Origin of the sequence: Streptomyces sp. NPDC006207 (genome assembly GCF_040613835.1) — a bacterium.
In the GTDB taxonomy this organism is placed as follows: Bacteria; Actinomycetota; Actinomycetes; order Streptomycetales; family Streptomycetaceae; genus Actinacidiphila.
The window spans coordinates 18,945-34,855 of sequence record NZ_JBEXSX010000061.1 but is presented as its reverse complement, the minus strand read 5'-3'; the positions used below and the strand labels follow the sequence as shown (position 1 = coordinate 34,855).

The following is a 15,911-nucleotide window of genomic DNA, read 5'->3' as shown; positions in this document are numbered from 1 at the left end:
GGGCCACGTGGCACGGCCGCAACGCACACCCATACCCGTCCGCAGGGACGGACAGGAGCTGACGCACACATGGTGTCCATCCCCTACCTCGACAAGGCCGACCTCGGGCCGCTGTCCGACGCCGCCGCCTCGTGGGGCGCGCTGCCCGCCAAGTACGAGGCCCTCCAGCGCGAGTTCGAGCAGCGCGTGATCAACCACCTCAAAGGCCACTGGGAGGGCGACGCCGCGACCGCGGCCTTCGCCACCATGGGCAAGGCCCGCACGGAGTACGAGAACGCCGCCACCGAGGCCGGCCGCGTCGCCAAGCTGCTCAAGGACGCCCACACCGAGTTCGCCGCGTACCAGAAGCAGCTCCACACCCTCCTCGACGAAGCCCGGGCCGACAGCTTCCACGTCTCCGAGGACGGGGCGATCAAGGACGTCGACTCCCGCTGGGACAGCCCGACCGCCTCCGCCTCCCCGGGCTTCGCCGCCGAGCGCAAGGACAAGCTGGACTCGCTCTCCTCACGCCTGACGCGCGTGCTCGAACTGGCGACCGCCGCCGACGAGGCCGCGAGCGCCGCCCTGGAGCGCGACGCCAACGGCGACAGCCGGTCGTTCAACACCAGCGTCTACACCAGCCTCGACGCCGTCGAGGCCGACCAGGCGGCCGCGCTGATGACGAAGAAGGGGCGGCTGTCCGACGCCGAGCTCACCAAGCTCGACCTGCTGCTCTCGGCGAACAAGAACGACCCCGAGTTCTCCCGGGAGTTCGCGGTGAAGACCGGCGGCGAGAACATGCTCGCCAAGTACAACGAGATCGTCACCCCGCCCGCGGGGACGCACCTGTCCAAGAGCGAGCTCGCCCGGCTCAAGGACATCCAGAAGAACCTGGGCACCACCATCGGGACGGCCACCACCTCCGACGACCGCGCCGGCCACCCAGACCCGGCCATCACCAAGTTCCAGGACGACCTGCTCGAGGCCGGCCGCCGCGATTTCAACGCCAACCCCACCGAGACCCCCTACGGCCTCAGCGGCTACCAGCTGACCAGCAGCCTGATGAGCCACGGGAAGTGGGACAAGGACTTCCTCCAGGCCTACGGAAACGACCTCATCACCGCCGAGACGAACGGCACCAACGGCGGCCAGAACCCGGACGCCTACTGGACCGGCAACATGACCCGTTCCCTGGGACCGGCGAACATCGGCGCGCTCGACCCCATGACGGGCTTCATGGACGCCCTGGGCCACAACCCGGCGGCCTCCACCGCGTTCCTCTCCTCCGAGTCGGAGGTCAACGGCGAAAAGGTCGACCACCTCGACTACCTGATGAAGGACCGCCACTGGCCGGAAGGCGCGGGCTTCACCGGCGACTCGAAGAACCCCAGCGGCTACGACAACCTGGGGCACGCCCTGGAGTCCGCGACCACGGGGCACCCGTACGACGCCAGCCCCTCGGCGGACACCCCGGCGCACAACGCGGCCCAGGCCCGCCTGATGGAGGAGGTCGTCCACTCCGTCTCCCAGGACTCCGAGCTCGCCCACGACGGGATGCAGGACAGCCTCGGCCGGATGGCGGGCGAGTACATGCCGGACATCCACCAGTCCCTGACGAACGACCGCTCGGGGAACCGGGACCAGTTCTACCCGATCGAGGGCACCGCGGCGCACCTGAACGAGCAGGACACCTCCCGCTTCCTCATGACCGTCGGAAAGGACCCGGACGGCTACGCGGCGGTCAACCTCGCCGAGAGCGCGTACACCTCCAACCTCATCGACTACCACCTGCAGCACCCCGAAGCGTTCGACGGGTCCACGGACACCGCGCTGCGGGAGATCGCCAGGTCCTCCGGCGAGGTCCAGGGGAGCATCGCGATCGGCCGGCGCGAGTCGGACATCGGCGACGCCGTGGAGGCCGACAAGGCCTACAACGACGCCATGGGGAGAGCCGGCAGCTACGCGTCCGGGATCGTGGGCACCGGCATCGGTGTCGGCACGTCCTTCATCGCCACACCTGCCGTCGGCGCGGGCGTCGGCGGCGTGGCGACCACCGTCACCGGGGACCTGATCAACCAGATCGTCAGCGGTTCCGAACGGGACACCATGGGCAACGCGGTGTATTCCAGCGGCACCGACTGGGAGGACGCGAAGTACTCCACCACCGCGGTCCTCCAGGACGCCTACCGGAACTCCGCGCAGGCCCAGGGACAGGGCCACGTCGCCGACTACCAGAACATCCTGGCCAACGAGGTCGAGGTGGGCTTCCACTCCGCCGACAGCAACCTGGACGGCTACGGGCAGGACAAGAGGGGAACCGGGCAGGGCTGACCACCGGGCCCCGGAGGGGCCCGGCCACCACGACGGACACCGCCGACACGGTCGGCCCAGGCATCGCGGACAGGGATTACGGCACATGAAGTGGAACGACCGGATTTCGCTCCGGAAGAACGGCAGGCGCAGGCTGCTCGTCTCAGCGGTGACGCTCGTCGCCCTGGGCGCGGGATGCTACGGATTCCAGCTGCAGTACCCGGCCGCGAAGGCAGGCCGGGCCTGCGGCGGGATGCTGCCGGTCGACCCGGTGCTGGATCTCGCCGGGAAGTCCCGGATGAGCCTGTTCGGCGGGGGCTTCGACGTCGGCAGCCGGCAGTTCGACGTGTCCGACGACGTGAAGGAGCCCGCGGGCCTCGCCGTGCGGTGCGACGTCGGTGGCGTCGAGATATCCGTCGAGACCACGGCGGGCGCCCTCAATGCCTTCGGCGTCTACACGTTCCAGGACGAGCAGGAGTCGCTCCCCGTGCCCTTGGACGCGGGCTGGCAGGGCTTCATGGTCACCAAGGACGCCGGAGCGACCGCGTCCGTGGTGCTCGGCTGCAAGAACTGGGCGCCCGACGAAGGCGGCGGGATACTCGTGACGGCCGCGTCCCCGTCCGGCACCGAGGTCACCGACGACGTGCGCCTCGCCCTGGCCCGCACCGTGACCGGGACTGCGCAGCGAGCGGCGGACAGCACCGGGTGCGCGGCGGAGCCGGGTGACGCGGCCAAGCTGACGGCCCCGGCGGCGTCCGCCACCACCGTGCCGGCCGCCGAGGCCGAGGGCACCTGCAAGGGGCTGACCTCCGCCACCGAGGTACGCGAGACACCCGCGGAGGCAGCGCCGGTGGAGGAGTGCGTGCTCTCGGGCCACCTGCAGCTGGCCGCCGCGTACGGCCCCTTCAACGACAACTCCCAAGCCGTCATGAACGGCGCCTACGGGGGGCACGACAAGCCCTCGGGAGCCGACGGCACGTCGGTGTGGACCTCGGCCACCTGCCCGGGGGCCCTGGGCATCGGCTACTTCCACGCGTCGCCGGTCGACGGGAGCGACCGGCGCTTCACCTCGAAGCCGCTCACCGCCTCCGAGCGGGCCGATCTGCAGCGCTTCGCCGAGCAGTCGGCCGCGCGCCACGGGTGCGGCAGCCCCGCGAAGCTCTCCTGACGGCCCCGCTTGCTCGCTCTGCGGACAGCGAGAAGGACGGCACGGCGCAGCCCCGCGCTTGCTGCGGGAAAGGTCGCTTTCAGGCCCCGGCTACTGGTTCGACCACTGCTGCCCCGGGCCCTGCGGTTGCTGCTGGTACGGATTGCCGCCCTGGCCCGGATACTGCTGCTGGTGCGGCGGCTGCCCGTACTGCGGCTGGCCGTTGCCGCCCCAGCCGGAGGGCGTTCCGGGCCCGCCCGGGCCGCCACCGTTGTTGCCCTTGTTGCGGCGCGCCAGCTTCACGATCAGGAAGACGACGAGCGCGAGCACCAGCAGACCCACCACGCCGATCACGCTGAGCGCGATGACCTGCTTGCGGTCGGCGGCCGCCTGCTCGTCGTCGCTCATGCCGCCGCCGATGGCGTTGGGGGCGGAGGCGGAGGGGTTGTCCGTGGTGCCCTGGCCGTCACCGCTCTGCCCGGCCTGCAGCGACTCCGGCACTTCGAGCGGGCCGAACTCGGGCCCCGCGGGGATGTCCTGGGTCAGGGCTGCGAGAGGCTGGATGAAGCCGTAGCCATAGTGCTTGTCCGGGAGGGACAGGCCCTTTGCGGACGGGGGGAGACCGGCGGTCTTGGTCAGGCGGTTGACGATCTGCCCCGCGGTCAGGTCCGGGAACTTCGCCCGGAGCAACGCCGCCGCGGCGGAGACGAAGGCCGTCGAGTCGGACGTGCCCGTACCCGATCGGTACGTGGTGTCGGACTTTCCACCGGCCGACACGATGAACGTGGCAGGCGCAGAGACGAGGATCTTCTCGCTGTAGTTCGAGTTCTCCCAGATCTCGGCGTTGTTCTTGACCCCGCCGACGGCCACGACCCCTGGATAGCCGGCCGGGTAGCCCGCCGGACCGCCGTCGTTGCCGGCGCCGACGACAATGAGGACGTCCTTCTGCAGTGCGTAGGCGATCGCCTTGGTCTCCGCCTCCTCGGCGATGGGACCGGCGAATTCCTGCGAGATGTTGATCACGGAGGCGCCATGGTCCACGGCGTAGCGGATCGAGGAGGCGAAGCCGTCGCCTTGGCGGCCGTCGTCCCTGATGTCCAGGATCTTGGCCTTCGGGGCGAGTCCCATCACGCCGTCGGCCCCACCGGCGCCGTGGCCGTGAGCAGCGATGATCGAGGCCATGCCGGTTCCGTGATCATCGTCGGGGTCCTGGTCCGACATCCCCCCGTTCACGAAGTCCTTGCCCTTGATCACGTTGCCCTTGAGGTCCACGTGGTCGGCGTTCACCCCGGCGTCGATGACCGCGACGGTGACTCCCTTGCCTTGCGAGACCTTCCAGATCGACTGCGCGTCGAAGGCCTCCAGCGGCCACTGGTCCTGCCTGGTCTGGTCCGCCGAGGCCGGCGACGCAGACGCGAAGATCAGTGCACTCACGAGAGCTGCGCCGGCTGCTGTGCGCAGCGTCCGTGCGAAGGGCATCTCCAGTCCTCTCTCAGGGCAGTGTGGGAGCGCGACACTCCGTCGTGCCGCACCCCCACACTTTCTACATGCTGACGGGCACCGACTGACTACTCGATGACCCGGGGAGCGTTGTTGCGCTCGGGCGTCCAGGTCTCCTCGTCCTCGACCAGGTAGTCGGGACGCTCGCCCTCGCGGCGCTCTTCCTCTTCCGTCCGATCGGTCTGGCCGCGGCCCATCATGCGGTTCGCGCCCCTGCCGGCGTTGCCGCCACTGCCGGCACCCGCCGCGCCGCGGCTCCTGTGCAGGCCCGAGCCGCCCGGCGTACCGCGGGTGCCCGAACCGGTGCCCTTGGCGGCACCGACGACGCCGCCGCCACGGCGGGCGAGGCTGCCGCCCCGCCCGGCGGTCGCGCCGCCTCTGCCGCCTGCACCCGCGCCCGCACCACCGGCGCCGGGCATACCGCCGCGGCCCGCAGCGCCACCGCGTCCGGCACCACCTGCACCTGCGCCGCCCGCCGTACCGCCACGTCCACCGAGGCCGCCCAGGACTCCCGCACCGGCTCCGGCACCGGCCGAGCCACCGGCGCCCACGCCACCGACACCGCCGACTCCGCCGCCGACACCCGCGGTCCCGCCGCCGTACCCGCCGGACCCGGCGGTGCCTCCGGCGATGCCGTCGATCGCAGTACCCACCTGCGGCTTGGTGCTGGCCACCGGCTTCTGCACACCACCGGTGATGCCCGATTCACGGGGCGACTTCACCTCGCGCGACGGCGTGAGGGTGCCGGTGGTGCCCCCCGTCCTGCCGCGGCCGGTGTCGCTGGGACGGGGGCTGCCGACCTCGGAGGGGATCGGCATGGGTACGGGCGCGACGCCGCCCGGGTCTCCGGGGTAGTCGTCGCGGTCGTCGACGCCGCCGCCGGGCGGCGGCTTCCTCGTCCACGTCCCCATCGTCTTGGACTGCGCGTTGTAACCCGCGCCGAGTTGCTCCATCTTCACAGCCATCTCGAGCTGTGCTTCCTTGCCCGCCGACAGCGAGCCGCGGTTCTTGTCGAGCGCGGACTGCGTGCCCATCCCGTTGCCGAGGTCGGAGTGAAGCTGCGCGTCGCTGCGGTCGAACCCGTCGCCGAGGGCGTCGCCGAAGCTGGACAGGGTGCCCGGCTTCTCCATCGCGTCGACCTGCGGCTTGATCGTCTTCAGGATCGACGCCGCGTTGGTCATCGCCTGCGACGTGTACCGCGCGTACGTCGAGCAGTCGCTGATCATCTTGGTGATGACCTTCGCCTGGGCCTTGAAGCCCTCGGCCGCGGCGCCCTCCCAGTGCTGGGTGATGTGCTCGACGGCCGCGTCGAACACGGACTTGGCACTGCCGCTCCCCACCACGAGCTGGTCGTGGACCTGCATCCAGCCCTTGGCACAGGACTCGACCTCGACGTGGTCGGCGTTGGCGACCATGCCCTTCATCTGGTCCATGTTCTTGGTGCCGGCGAAGTCCGTGCTGTGCTCACCGACGTAGCACTGGGTGGGGGCGTTGTACTCGTAGTACGCCCCTTCGGTGTCAGTCATTGGTTAACCCCCTTGGCGACCGGCACGACGTTCCTCACTGCCCTCACTGCGCCCATCCTCAGCCCTTGCCAGAGCCGGACATACCGCTCTGCGCGTCGTATTCGGCGTCCGAATAGTGGCCGTGCACCTTCTTCGTCTTGCTGCCGAAATCGTTCATGACACGATGGATGTACGCGACGACCGACTCGATGTGCGTCTTCATGTCCTCGTGCGCACGCGCCAGTTTCTCGGCTTCGTCGAATCCGGCGCCGAGCGCGCCGGGCGGCAGGTAAGTGTCGTTCTTGGCACAGACGTTGGCCACGCCCAGTTGACTGATGACGCCGTTGAGCTTGGTGATCGTGTCCTCAAGCTCACTCAGATCGACCTTGTACTGGTCACTCATCGTGTCGCTTCCCCGTTCCTACTCATGTATTGATCCCTCGCTTGCGACGCCAGTCGCCCAGCACCACGCCACCGCCCACCAGCAGCGCGACACCGCCGATCGCGCCGCCGACCGTGTAGACGGCGTAGCGCTCGGTGCGTTCCTGGGGGCTCTCGCCGAGGATGACGGTCGCCGCCTCGATCTTCTCGTGGGCCCCGGCGTTGACGACGGGGTCCGGCGTCGGGGCGTCCTTCGGGGTGGTGGCGTCGTCGTTGACGGCGGCCACGGGGTCGATGACGCCCCATCCGACGAAGTCGTCGCGGCCCGGCTTGCCGCGGTCCGCGGTCTGCTCGATCTGGGTGATGACCTGGCGGTAGGTCCAGTCGGGGTGCTTGGCCCGGATGAGGGCCGCGACGCCGGAGACGTACGGCGCGGAGAAGCTGGTGCCCTGGTCGATGCAGTGGCCGCCGAAGGGGACGGTGGAGACCATGTCGACGCCGGGGGCGGCGATGCCCACGAAGGAGCCGGGCTGCGAGAAGTTGGCGCGGGCGTTGTCGCGGTCGGAGGCGCCGACCGCCAGGACGCCGTCGTAGGAGGCGGGGTAGGTCAGCTTCTCCTGCCCCCCCGCGCCGTCGTTGCCGGCGGAGGCGACGATCAGCGCGTCGCGTTCCTGGGCGTACCTGACGGCCTGCTCCAGTGCGGAGTCGGGCGGCATCGCCGTGGCGGTGTCCTGCGAGATGTTGATGACCTTGGCACCGGCGTTCGCGGCGTACTTGATCGCCTCGACCATGGTGCTCACCGTGCCGCCGCCCTGGTTGTCGTTCTGGCGGATGGCGAGGATCGACGCTCGCGGGGCGATGCCGACGAAGCCGGTGTCCTTGGAGGGCCGGGCGGCGATGATGCCGGCGACCTTGGTGCCGTGGCCGACCGGGTCCTTGGTGCCGTCGTTCTTGCGGTCCCGGTCGATCAGGTCCTTGCCCACGCCGAACTTGACGGCGGTGGCGAGCTGCCTGTTGTTCTTGTCGACGCCGGTGTCGATGACGGCGACGACCACCCCGAGGCCCTGGGTGTCCTTCCACAGCTGCTCGAGGACGATGCGCTGGAGCGACCAGGGCGTGCCCTTGATCACGTCGGACGGGAACGAGCACTGGGTGTCGTCGATCTGGAAGCGCCCGTCGTCGCCGTCGTCGGCGAGGACCGTGCGTACGTCGCCGGCGGACGACGCCGAGGCGACGCCGGCGGCCGGCAGGCCGAAGGCGGCGAGCGCCGCTGCTGCGGCGATGGCGGCGGTGCGCCTCACGGCGTGCGATCCCACTGGTGTTCCGTCCTCCCGTTATGTGCGGTTCGTGGTCAAACCGCCGACGAGGGCGAGCACGTACGTCGCCGTACACGCCCGCCCTCATCACCTGTCACGCGGCCAGGCGCGCAATCAGCCCCAGATCTGCCGGTTCTTGTTCTCGGTGGCCTGGTAGCTCTGCGCGGCCGTGTCGAGGGCACGGGCGATGGCCTCCAGCGTCTGGTGCATGGACGCGGCGCGCTGGTCCCACTCGGTCTGCTTGGTGCGGTAGGCCTCCTGCGCGGAGCCCTCCCACGTGGTCGCGATCTTCTTCACGCCGGCCTCGAGGTCGTCCAGCTGGCGCTTGATGTTGTTGGCCGTCGTACGCACGTCGGTCGCGGCCTGGGAGATGGTCTGGAAATTGACCAGGATCTGCCCGGACATGTGATGTCTCCTCAGATGTTGGATTCGGATGGCTGGTCCGGCCGGCGCGGCGTCAGGTCACCGCGCGGGGACGGTCATCCGAACGGGTTGCTTCCCTGCGCCGAGATGCTCTGGATGGACGCGCGCTGCTCCTCCTCGGAGGCGGAGTAGTTCTTGGTGCTCGCGTCCACAGCTTCCTTGATGTCGCCCAGGATCTGATTGATCTTGTTGGCGTCCTCGTTCACCTGCGACTGCAGGTTGTTGTACGCCGTGGCGGCGGAGCCCTTCCACCCCGAGGTGATCGTGTCGATCACGGTCTGGAGGCGGCGGATCTCGCCCTGGATCGAGGAGTTGACCGTGGAGATGCGGTTGCTGAACGCAACCATCTCCTCCTCGGTCATGGTGAACTGCTGTCCAGCCATGTCTGGCGTCCCCCATGAGACGTAGAAGATCGGATTCGTCGCACATCGGAAGATGTGGTCGGTCTTCAACTCTAGCCAATAGCAGTGACAAGGCGAACAGGTACCCGGTTCCGTATCGGGATCCTGACCTTCATCACCAAACCCTCACGTTGCCACGGGTGTTGATGGCTTGGCCAATGGATTGTCAAATGCTCAATCAATACCCGTGAAGGTCCGCGGAAATACCAGTTCAGGAGCCCTGCGCCTGCTTCGCCGCGTTCACGTCGAGCGTCGGCCCGCTCGCGAGGAGGTCCGACCAGATCCGCGGCACCGGCACCGGGGAGTTCTTCGCGTAGCCGAGCTTGGTCTGCACGACGCCGACCGCGTCGTCCTGCTTGGCGGCGCCGCCGCTGTCGCTGTCGCCCGTCGTCGGCACCGAGTAACGCAGTCCGGTGTCGGTGACCAGGAAGATGGACCCGATGCGCTTGTCGGTACCGTCGTACGCCTTGTAGAAGAGGCCGCTACCGGGCGAGACGTAGGTGTTCGTACCGCTCTGCGCCACGTCCCGGGGGAACTTCTTCCCGGCCCACATCGTCATCGCCGGCTTCTTGGTCACCTTGTCGTCGACACCGCTGTACACGCTGCACGCGACGCTGCGACCGTCCTTCTCGTCCTGGGTGTTGGCCTGCGTGACCGCCTTCTCCGGCCAGCCGAGGTCGTCCATGAAGGTCTCGCTCGCCTGGGCCGAGGTGACTTCGCCCACGTTGACGGAGACCGCCTCCGGCGATCCGTCGTACAGCGACCTCGCCTGGGGGCTGTTCAGCAGCAGCTTCGCCATGAAGGCGGTGACGCGGACGACCCGGTCCCGCTGCACCACGTACTGGTCGTCGTTGGCCTTCAGCACCAGGCCGACCTTCGCGTGCCCGGCGCTCAGGCCCGGCGCGGTGGACGTCTCGCCCATGCCGTCGACCTGCGGGAAGGAGATGGCGGCGCCCGGCACGTTGTTGAGGGTCGACAGGAAGTCGGCGTCGACCTTCTGCGGCTGCGCGGAGGCGCCGAAGATGACCTGGCGCAGGGTGTTGACCAGTTCGGGCTGCTGCTTCCCGGCGGGGCCGCCGAGCAGGTAGGGGAAGCCCCGGTCCGTCACCAGGTACTGGTCGCCGCCGGGCACCTCGATGTACATGGCCTCGTCGTCACGGAGCTGGTTCGCGCCCCCGACCAGGGCCGCCTCCTTGGGCTTCTGCTGGTTGATGACGAGGACCGCCCGCTGGGCCGAGCGGTCCGTGCCGCCGCCCGGGGTCTCGCACAGCGCCCAGGTCTTGGGCTTGCCGGCGTCGTCCTGGCTGGGCAGCCGGTCCGGGGCGTAGGGGATGCCGATGGTGCTGCCGAGCGTCATGCCGCTGTTGTCGAGCACCGACTCCTTGACCTTGATGACCTCGAACTTCTCGGGGTCGAGCAGCAGTCGGGCGGAGGCGAGGTTGAGCACGGGGTGCAGCTGCGCCTCGCCGTTGGTCTTCAGCACGACGTAACGGGTGGTGGACTCGTCGCCGACGATGACCTTCTGGGCGGGGGTGTCCCAGCCCTTGGGCGCGGCGGGCTTCAATATGCCCCAGAATCCGAAGCCGACGACGACCAGCAGACCCACGACGAGGCTCGGGGCGACGGTCTTCAGCGGGCGCGGGGCGGCCTCCTCCGAACCGTGCGGGGAGGGCTGGAGAAACGCGGCCACCGTGCGCCTGCGCGCGAACGAGTAGGCGTTCAGCTCATCCCTACGTGTCGCCATCCCTGCGTCAACTCCCCGTATGTCGCTGCTTTGTTGTGGCGTTCCCCGGTCCCGTCTGACCGCCGCGGTGGCGGCTGTGGTGACGGCTGTGATGAGGGGGACCCCTACTATGCCGTGTGACGATCGCACCGTACGGTACGGGGTAGCGCGATCGGCCCGCCAGCGGCACCCGGAGCGTCCCACGCCGGCAGGGCGACGGACGCGAGCGAGCGCTGGACGGCGCCGGGCGCCGCCCACGCGGCACAGGTACCAGCAGAAGCAGAAGGGTTGTACGGGGGATGACCACCGCGACCAGGTCCCGGCGCAGTCCGGGCGACGAGCCACCGCAGCAGTACGCCGGACCACCCGGGAGCGGGCACGGCGGCTCCCCCACGGCGCGGGCCGGGGCGGCGGCCCCGGTGATGACCCGCAGGCCCGGGAGCATAGGCCCCGTGCGGGTGCAGCAACTCGTGCTGATCGAGCTGGCACTCGCACTGCTGCTGGGCGGCTGGCTGATCCACGAGGTGGTCGGGCCCGTCGTGGCCGCGGTCATCGCCGTTCCGCTGCTGCTCTTCGGCCTGCTGCGGCGGCGCGGCCGCCCGATGCCGGAGTGGATGGCCAGCGCCCGCGCCCTGAAGGCCCGTCAGCGGCGCAACGCCGCCGGCGTCCCGCAGGGCACCGACCCCGGTTTCGTACCGGCCGTGGAGTGCGACCCGGCGCTGCGCACCTACGGGTACACCGACGAGCGCGAGCAGCGCGAGATCGGCATGATCGGCGACGGCACCTTCCTGACGGCCGTCGTCCAGGTGCAGGCGGTCGACGAACCGCTGCGCCCGGCCCGCGGAGTCCGCTCGCTCCCCCTGGAGCTGCTGAACGGCCTGCTGACGGTGGACGACATCCGGCTCGCGTCGGTCCAGGTCGTCCAGCACACCCAGCCCGCCCCCGCCCCGCACCTGCCCCCGCAGGCGCTGGCCGCGCGCTCCTACGCACCGCTGCAGGCGCAGAGCCGGACGCCGGGGCTGCGGCTCACCTGGATCGCGATCAAGCTCGACCCCGAACTGTGCCCGGAGGCGGTGCAGGCGCGCGGCGGCGGCATGGCCGGGGCGCGGCGCGCCCTGCTGCGGGCCGCCGACCACCTGGTGAGCCGGCTGGTGGGCACCGGGCTCGAGGCCCGCGTGCTGACCGAGCCCGAGATCATCGCCGCCGTGGCGACGTCGAGTTGCGTGAACCCCCTCGCCACGACGGGCGGCGCCGCCCTCGACGGCAGCCGCCAGGCACGCCGTACCTCCGAGAGCGCGCGGGCGTGGCGGTGCGACGACCGCTGGCACACGACCTACTGGGTCAGCCGCTGGCCGCAGCTGGGCACCGGCGCCGCCGCGCTGCCCGACCTGGTCGGCCTGCTGACCTCCTCGCCCGCGCTGGCCAGCACCTTCTCGCTGGTCCTCGCACCGGGCGGCAGCCGGGCGGCGCTGCTGTCCGGGTACGTGCGGCTGACCGGCCGCAGCGAGAACGAACTGGTCGAGGCCCGGCACCAGTTGGAGCGCCGCGCGACCGCGTCCCGGCTGGGCCTGGTGCGGCTGGACCGCGAGCAGGTGCCCGGCATCCTGGCCACGCTGCCCTTGGGAGGTACCCGCTGATGTCGGCTCCGACCGTTCCCGCCTTCGGCGGACAGCACCCCGGCGCGGGCTCCGGTTTCCCCGGCGGGGGGCCCCGCCCCTCGCACCTGCCGCAGGGCGCCGACCCGCGCGGCTCCTCCTTCGCCGGCGCCGGACGGCGCACGCTGCGTGCCGCGTTCGGGCTGCTCGGACCGCGCCGCGACCGGCACACCCTGACGCCCGGGCAGTTGTCCGGGCTGTCCCTGCCGATCGGTGACGACGGTGTCGTCATCGGGATCGACGCCGCCAACCAGCCCGCCGTGCTGGCGCTGAGCCGCCCGGCCCGGCTCGACGTCGTGCTGGTCGGCAGCATGTGGCTGGCGCAGGTGCTGTCGCTGCGCGCCGCCGCGACCGGTGCCCGGGTCGCGGTGGAGACCGCCCGACCCCAGTCGTGGGCGCCGATGGCGCAGGCGGCGGGCGGCGGCCAGCAGTGCGTGACGGTGCACGAGGTCGGGCGGATCGCCCCGCAGGGTCCTTCGGTGCACAGCCCCGTCGTCATCGTCCGTGACTGCGGCGCCCGTCCGCCGCGCAGCCGGGTGGCGGCGCAGTCCTGGCAGTCGGTCATGACCCTGCTGCCGTACCTGGGGCCGACGGCCCCGCGGTTGCTGGCCGGCGCCGACGTGGTGGGGCTGCAGCGGGTCTCGCCCCAGGAGGCCGAGGTCATCGGCCAGGTGATGGGCCTGTCGGAGGCCGACGTGGCCGCGCTGCCGACGCTCGGCGACAACGTGACGATGTGGTGCACGCGCAAGCGCCGGCAGTTCGTGATGACGCAGCCCACGGACGCGGAGTCCGGCCTTCTGGGACCGGCCCGGCGGGTGGACTGACCCGGGGCCACCCGCCGGGGCGTTCCGGACGCTCTCGTGCCGCGGCGGTTACCCGGCCGCGGCACGGGGCATGGGCACAGGGGTCCCGGTATCCGCAGCAGCCGTGTCCACGCGTGGACGGCGCGGCTCCGTGCGCGGCGAACGGTGCATCACGTCGGCGTTCCGGTCGTGATGCCGACGGCGCTTGCCCTACCCACGGGCCGGATGATTAGGCTCTTCCGGTGAGCCGCGGCAGCTGTGCCGCGGGAACTCCGAGACGGGGGAATCGCGTCCGCTCCGACGGACCGGGCGCGTACTTGAGTTGACCAGGAGGCACAAGTGAGCAGCGATCAGGACGACATCCGCACCGGCGGGGCCGTCCCGGACGGGGATCAGTCCGACGCGGACCTCACGGGCGAGTTCCAGATCGACTACGCGCCGCCGTCCTGGTACACGCAGCAGGCGGGAGGAGGCGCGCCCACGCCCTCACCCGCTCCCCCGGCTCCGGCCCCGGCTCCGGCTCCCGCGGTGAGCCCGCCGGTGGCGGCCGCGCCCGAGGCGACGTCGCCGCAGGAGCCGCAGGTGCCGCAGAACCCCCGTCCTCCGCAGGCCGCGCAACCCCCCGCCCCCGCGGAGCCGCAGCCCGCTCCGGCGGTCCCCGACGCCGCCCGCGAGGCCGCCGCGGCGGCGGTCTTCGCCGACCCCGAGCCCGTCCGGCCCGAGGAACAGCAGCCGGTGGAACCGCAGCCGGTGGAGGCGCCCGCGCCGGTGGCCACCGAGGTGACGCCCGCGCCCGCGGAGCCGGACGCGGGGCCGCAGCAGCCGCCCGTGCCGCAGCCCCGGCAAGCACCCCAGGGGGAGACCGCGGCCGCTCCCGAGCAGCAGCCGCAGCCGCCCGCTCCGGCGCCGCAGTCCCAAGTGCCGCCGCTGCCGCCGGAGTACCAGCCGGCCACCCCGCAGGAGGCACCGCAGCAGCCTGCCCCGGTGCAGCCCCCGCCGCAGCAGGGGTACGGCTACCCGCAGCCGCCGCATCAGGGTGCGCCGTGGGGCGACCCCAACTCGCCCGCGCCGCAGCAGCCTTACGGCTACCCCCAGCCCGCCCCGCCGCCGCACGGTTACGGGTACCCGCAGCCGAACCAGGGCGCGCCCTGGGGTGACCCCCACGCGCAGCAGCCGCCGTACCCGCAGCAGGGGTACGGATATCCGCAGCCGGGGCCCGGGCCGTACGCCCAGACGCCCCCGCAGCAGCCCCCGGCTCCCGTGCCGGGGCCGCTCCCGCAGCAGGGGCAGCAGCCGATGCCGCCGTACGCCGACGGAGCCAACCCGCCGGCACCGCCGCACGGTTACGGCTATCCGCAGCCGGGGCCCGGCCCGCACGACCAGCCCCAGCCCCAACCCCAACCGCCGGTGCAGCCCCACCCCCCGGTCCTGCCGCAGCAGCAGCCCGCCCCGCCCGTGGACCCGCGCACGGCCGCCGGGTGGGGCGGTCCCGGTCCCGGCCAGGAGCAGCAGCAGCGGGTCATGCACGGCGCCCCGCTCGGCTACAACGCGGCGGTGGAGCTCTCCTCGGACCGTCTGCTGCGACAGCAGCCGAAGGCGCGCAGGAACAACAACCAGGCGTCGCGCTTCAAGATCGGCGCGAAGAAGGAGGAGCAGGAGCGCCAGCGCAGGCTGGACCTGATCCGCACGCCGGTGCTGTCCTGCTACCGGATCGCGGTGATCAGCCTCAAGGGCGGCGTCGGCAAGACGACGACCACCACCGCCCTGGGTGCCACGCTCGCCTCCGAGCGCCAGGACAAGATCCTGGCCATCGACGCCAACCCGGACGCCGGCACGCTCGGCCGCCGCGTGCGCCGGGAGACCGGCGCGACGATCCGGGACCTGGTCCAGGCGCTGCCGCACCTCAACAGCTACATGGACATCCGCCGCTTCACCTCGCAGGCGCCCTCGGGCCTGGAGATCATCGCCAACGACGTGGACCCGGCCGTCTCCACCACCTTCAACGACCAGGACTACCGGCGCGCGGTGGCCCTGCTCGGGCAGCAGTACCCGGTCATCCTCACCGACTCCGGCACCGGTCTGCTCTACAGCGCCATGCGTGGCGTGCTCGACCTGGCCGACCAGCTGATCATCGTCTCCACCCCGTCGGTGGACGGTGCCAGCAGCGCCAGCACGACCCTCGACTGGCTCGGCGCGCACGGTTACGCCGACCTCGTGCAGCGCAGCCTCACCGTGATCTCCGGGGTCCGCGAGACCGGCAAGACGATCAAGGTGGACGACATCGTCGCGCACTTCGAGACCCGCTGCCGCGGAGTCGTCGTGGTGCCCTTCGACGAGCACCTCGCCGCGGGCGCCGAGGTCGACCTCGACATGATGCGGCCGAAGACCCGTGAGGCGTACTTCCACCTGGCGTCGCTGGTCGCCGAGGACTTCGTCCGCGCCCAGCAGGCCCAGGGCGTCTACCCGCCCCAGCAGCAGATGCCGCCGCAGCAGCAGGGCGGCTACCCGCCCCAGCAGGGGCAGCAGCCGTACCCGCCGCAGCAGCCGATGCCCCCGCAGCAGGGGTACGGCCACCCGCAGCAGCCGCCCTACGGGCAGCCGGCCCCGCCTCCCCCGCCCGCGCAGGGCGGCATGCCCCAGGGCTGGACCCAGCAGCCGCCCCCGCCGCCGCAGGAGGCGCAGCCCGGGCAGCAGCCCCCGGCGCAGGGGCAGGTCCCGCCCGGCTGGACCCAGCAGCAGTGACGCGAAGGGCCCGTCCCGCCATCGTG

The 15,911-nt window shown here is 71.4% G+C and carries 12 protein-coding genes; 5 read left to right on the top strand and 7 right to left on the bottom strand.

The window, feature by feature from the left end; translation table 11 throughout:
* Positions 1–69: 69 nt before the first annotated feature.
* Together ABZ312_RS35110 and ABZ312_RS35105 are read left to right on the top strand one after the other, a co-directional pair.
* Complete coding sequence (locus ABZ312_RS35110) at positions 70–2,310, top strand: WXG100 family type VII secretion target (protein ID WP_500439490.1); 2,241 nt, start codon at positions 70–72, stop codon at positions 2,308–2,310.
* A gap of 85 nt (positions 2,311–2,395) precedes the next feature.
* The gene (locus ABZ312_RS35105) at positions 2,396–3,457 is read left to right on the top strand and encodes a hypothetical protein (protein ID WP_500358284.1); all 1,062 of its coding nucleotides are present in this window, start codon (positions 2,396–2,398) and stop codon (positions 3,455–3,457) included.
* Positions 3,458–3,547: 90 nt separating this feature from the next.
* Here ABZ312_RS35105 and ABZ312_RS35100 read toward each other — a convergent pair whose 3' ends face one another.
* The 7 genes from ABZ312_RS35100 to eccB form a co-directional block, all read right to left on the bottom strand.
* Positions 3,548–4,915 carry a S8 family serine peptidase gene (locus ABZ312_RS35100; protein WP_500439489.1) on the bottom strand — a complete coding sequence of 456 codons (1,368 nt, stop codon included), beginning with the start codon at positions 4,913–4,915 and terminating at the stop codon, positions 3,548–3,550.
* A gap of 89 nt (positions 4,916–5,004) precedes the next feature.
* Complete coding sequence (locus ABZ312_RS35095) at positions 5,005–6,462, bottom strand: hypothetical protein (protein WP_500325811.1); 1,458 nt, start codon at positions 6,460–6,462, stop codon at positions 5,005–5,007.
* A gap of 58 nt (positions 6,463–6,520) precedes the next feature.
* Positions 6,521–6,844, bottom strand: coding sequence for a hypothetical protein (locus ABZ312_RS35090; protein ID WP_500325809.1), 324 nt, complete (start codon positions 6,842–6,844; stop codon positions 6,521–6,523).
* A gap of 22 nt (positions 6,845–6,866) precedes the next feature.
* The gene (mycP, locus tag ABZ312_RS35085; protein ID WP_500439488.1) at positions 6,867–8,123 is read right to left on the bottom strand and encodes a type VII secretion-associated serine protease mycosin; all 1,257 of its coding nucleotides are present in this window, start codon (positions 8,121–8,123) and stop codon (positions 6,867–6,869) included.
* A gap of 129 nt (positions 8,124–8,252) precedes the next feature.
* Positions 8,253–8,543 carry a WXG100 family type VII secretion target gene (locus tag ABZ312_RS35080; protein ID WP_499514323.1) on the bottom strand — a complete coding sequence of 97 codons (291 nt, stop codon included), beginning with the start codon at positions 8,541–8,543 and terminating at the stop codon, positions 8,253–8,255.
* A 74-nt stretch (positions 8,544–8,617) separates the two neighbouring features.
* Positions 8,618–8,944 carry a WXG100 family type VII secretion target gene (locus ABZ312_RS35075; RefSeq protein WP_500325805.1) on the bottom strand — a complete coding sequence of 109 codons (327 nt, stop codon included), beginning with the start codon at positions 8,942–8,944 and terminating at the stop codon, positions 8,618–8,620.
* A 229-nt stretch (positions 8,945–9,173) separates the two neighbouring features.
* Entirely contained in the window at positions 9,174–10,706 is a 1,533-nt protein-coding gene (gene eccB, locus ABZ312_RS35070) for a type VII secretion protein EccB (RefSeq protein WP_500325804.1), read from the bottom strand.
* 278 nt (positions 10,707–10,984) lie between these two features.
* Here eccB and eccE point away from each other — a divergent pair, with 278 nt between their 5' ends.
* The 3 genes from eccE to ABZ312_RS35055 all read left to right on the top strand — a co-directional run bounded on the left by eccE (position 10,985) and on the right by ABZ312_RS35055 (position 15,885).
* Positions 10,985–12,322, top strand: a complete 1,338-nt coding sequence (eccE, locus tag ABZ312_RS35065) for a type VII secretion protein EccE (RefSeq protein ID WP_500439487.1) — start codon at positions 10,985–10,987, stop codon at positions 12,320–12,322.
* Positions 12,322–13,164 carry a hypothetical protein gene (locus ABZ312_RS35060; protein WP_500439486.1) on the top strand — a complete coding sequence of 281 codons (843 nt, stop codon included), beginning with the start codon at positions 12,322–12,324 and terminating at the stop codon, positions 13,162–13,164. The genes eccE and ABZ312_RS35060 overlap by 1 nt, the downstream gene beginning before the upstream one ends.
* Before the next feature lie 318 nt (positions 13,165–13,482).
* Entirely contained in the window at positions 13,483–15,885 is a 2,403-nt protein-coding gene (locus ABZ312_RS35055) for an SCO5717 family growth-regulating ATPase (RefSeq protein WP_500439485.1), read from the top strand.
* Positions 15,886–15,911: the final 26 nt, after the last annotated feature.

Excerpts from the sequence above, each read along its gene's own strand:
- ABZ312_RS35110 (WP_500439490.1), top strand. The coding sequence starts at position 70 with ATGGTGTCCATCCCCTACCTCGACAAGGCCGACCTCGGGCCGCTGTCC.
- ABZ312_RS35090 (WP_500325809.1), bottom strand. The coding sequence starts at position 6,844 with ATGAGTGACCAGTACAAGGTCGATCTGAGTGAGCTTGAGGACACGATC.
- ABZ312_RS35075 (WP_500325805.1), bottom strand. The coding sequence starts at position 8,944 with ATGGCTGGACAGCAGTTCACCATGACCGAGGAGGAGATGGTTGCGTTC.
- eccB (WP_500325804.1), bottom strand. The coding sequence starts at position 10,706 with ATGGCGACACGTAGGGATGAGCTGAACGCCTACTCGTTCGCGCGCAGG.
- eccE (WP_500439487.1), top strand. The coding sequence starts at position 10,985 with ATGACCACCGCGACCAGGTCCCGGCGCAGTCCGGGCGACGAGCCACCG.
- ABZ312_RS35100 (WP_500439489.1), bottom strand. The coding sequence starts at position 4,915 with ATGCCCTTCGCACGGACGCTGCGCACAGCAGCCGGCGCAGCTCTCGTG.
- ABZ312_RS35060 (WP_500439486.1), top strand. The coding sequence starts at position 12,322 with ATGTCGGCTCCGACCGTTCCCGCCTTCGGCGGACAGCACCCCGGCGCG.
- ABZ312_RS35080 (WP_499514323.1), bottom strand. The coding sequence starts at position 8,543 with ATGTCCGGGCAGATCCTGGTCAATTTCCAGACCATCTCCCAGGCCGCG.
- ABZ312_RS35105 (WP_500358284.1), top strand. The coding sequence starts at position 2,396 with ATGAAGTGGAACGACCGGATTTCGCTCCGGAAGAACGGCAGGCGCAGG.
- ABZ312_RS35095 (WP_500325811.1), bottom strand. The coding sequence starts at position 6,462 with ATGACTGACACCGAAGGGGCGTACTACGAGTACAACGCCCCCACCCAG.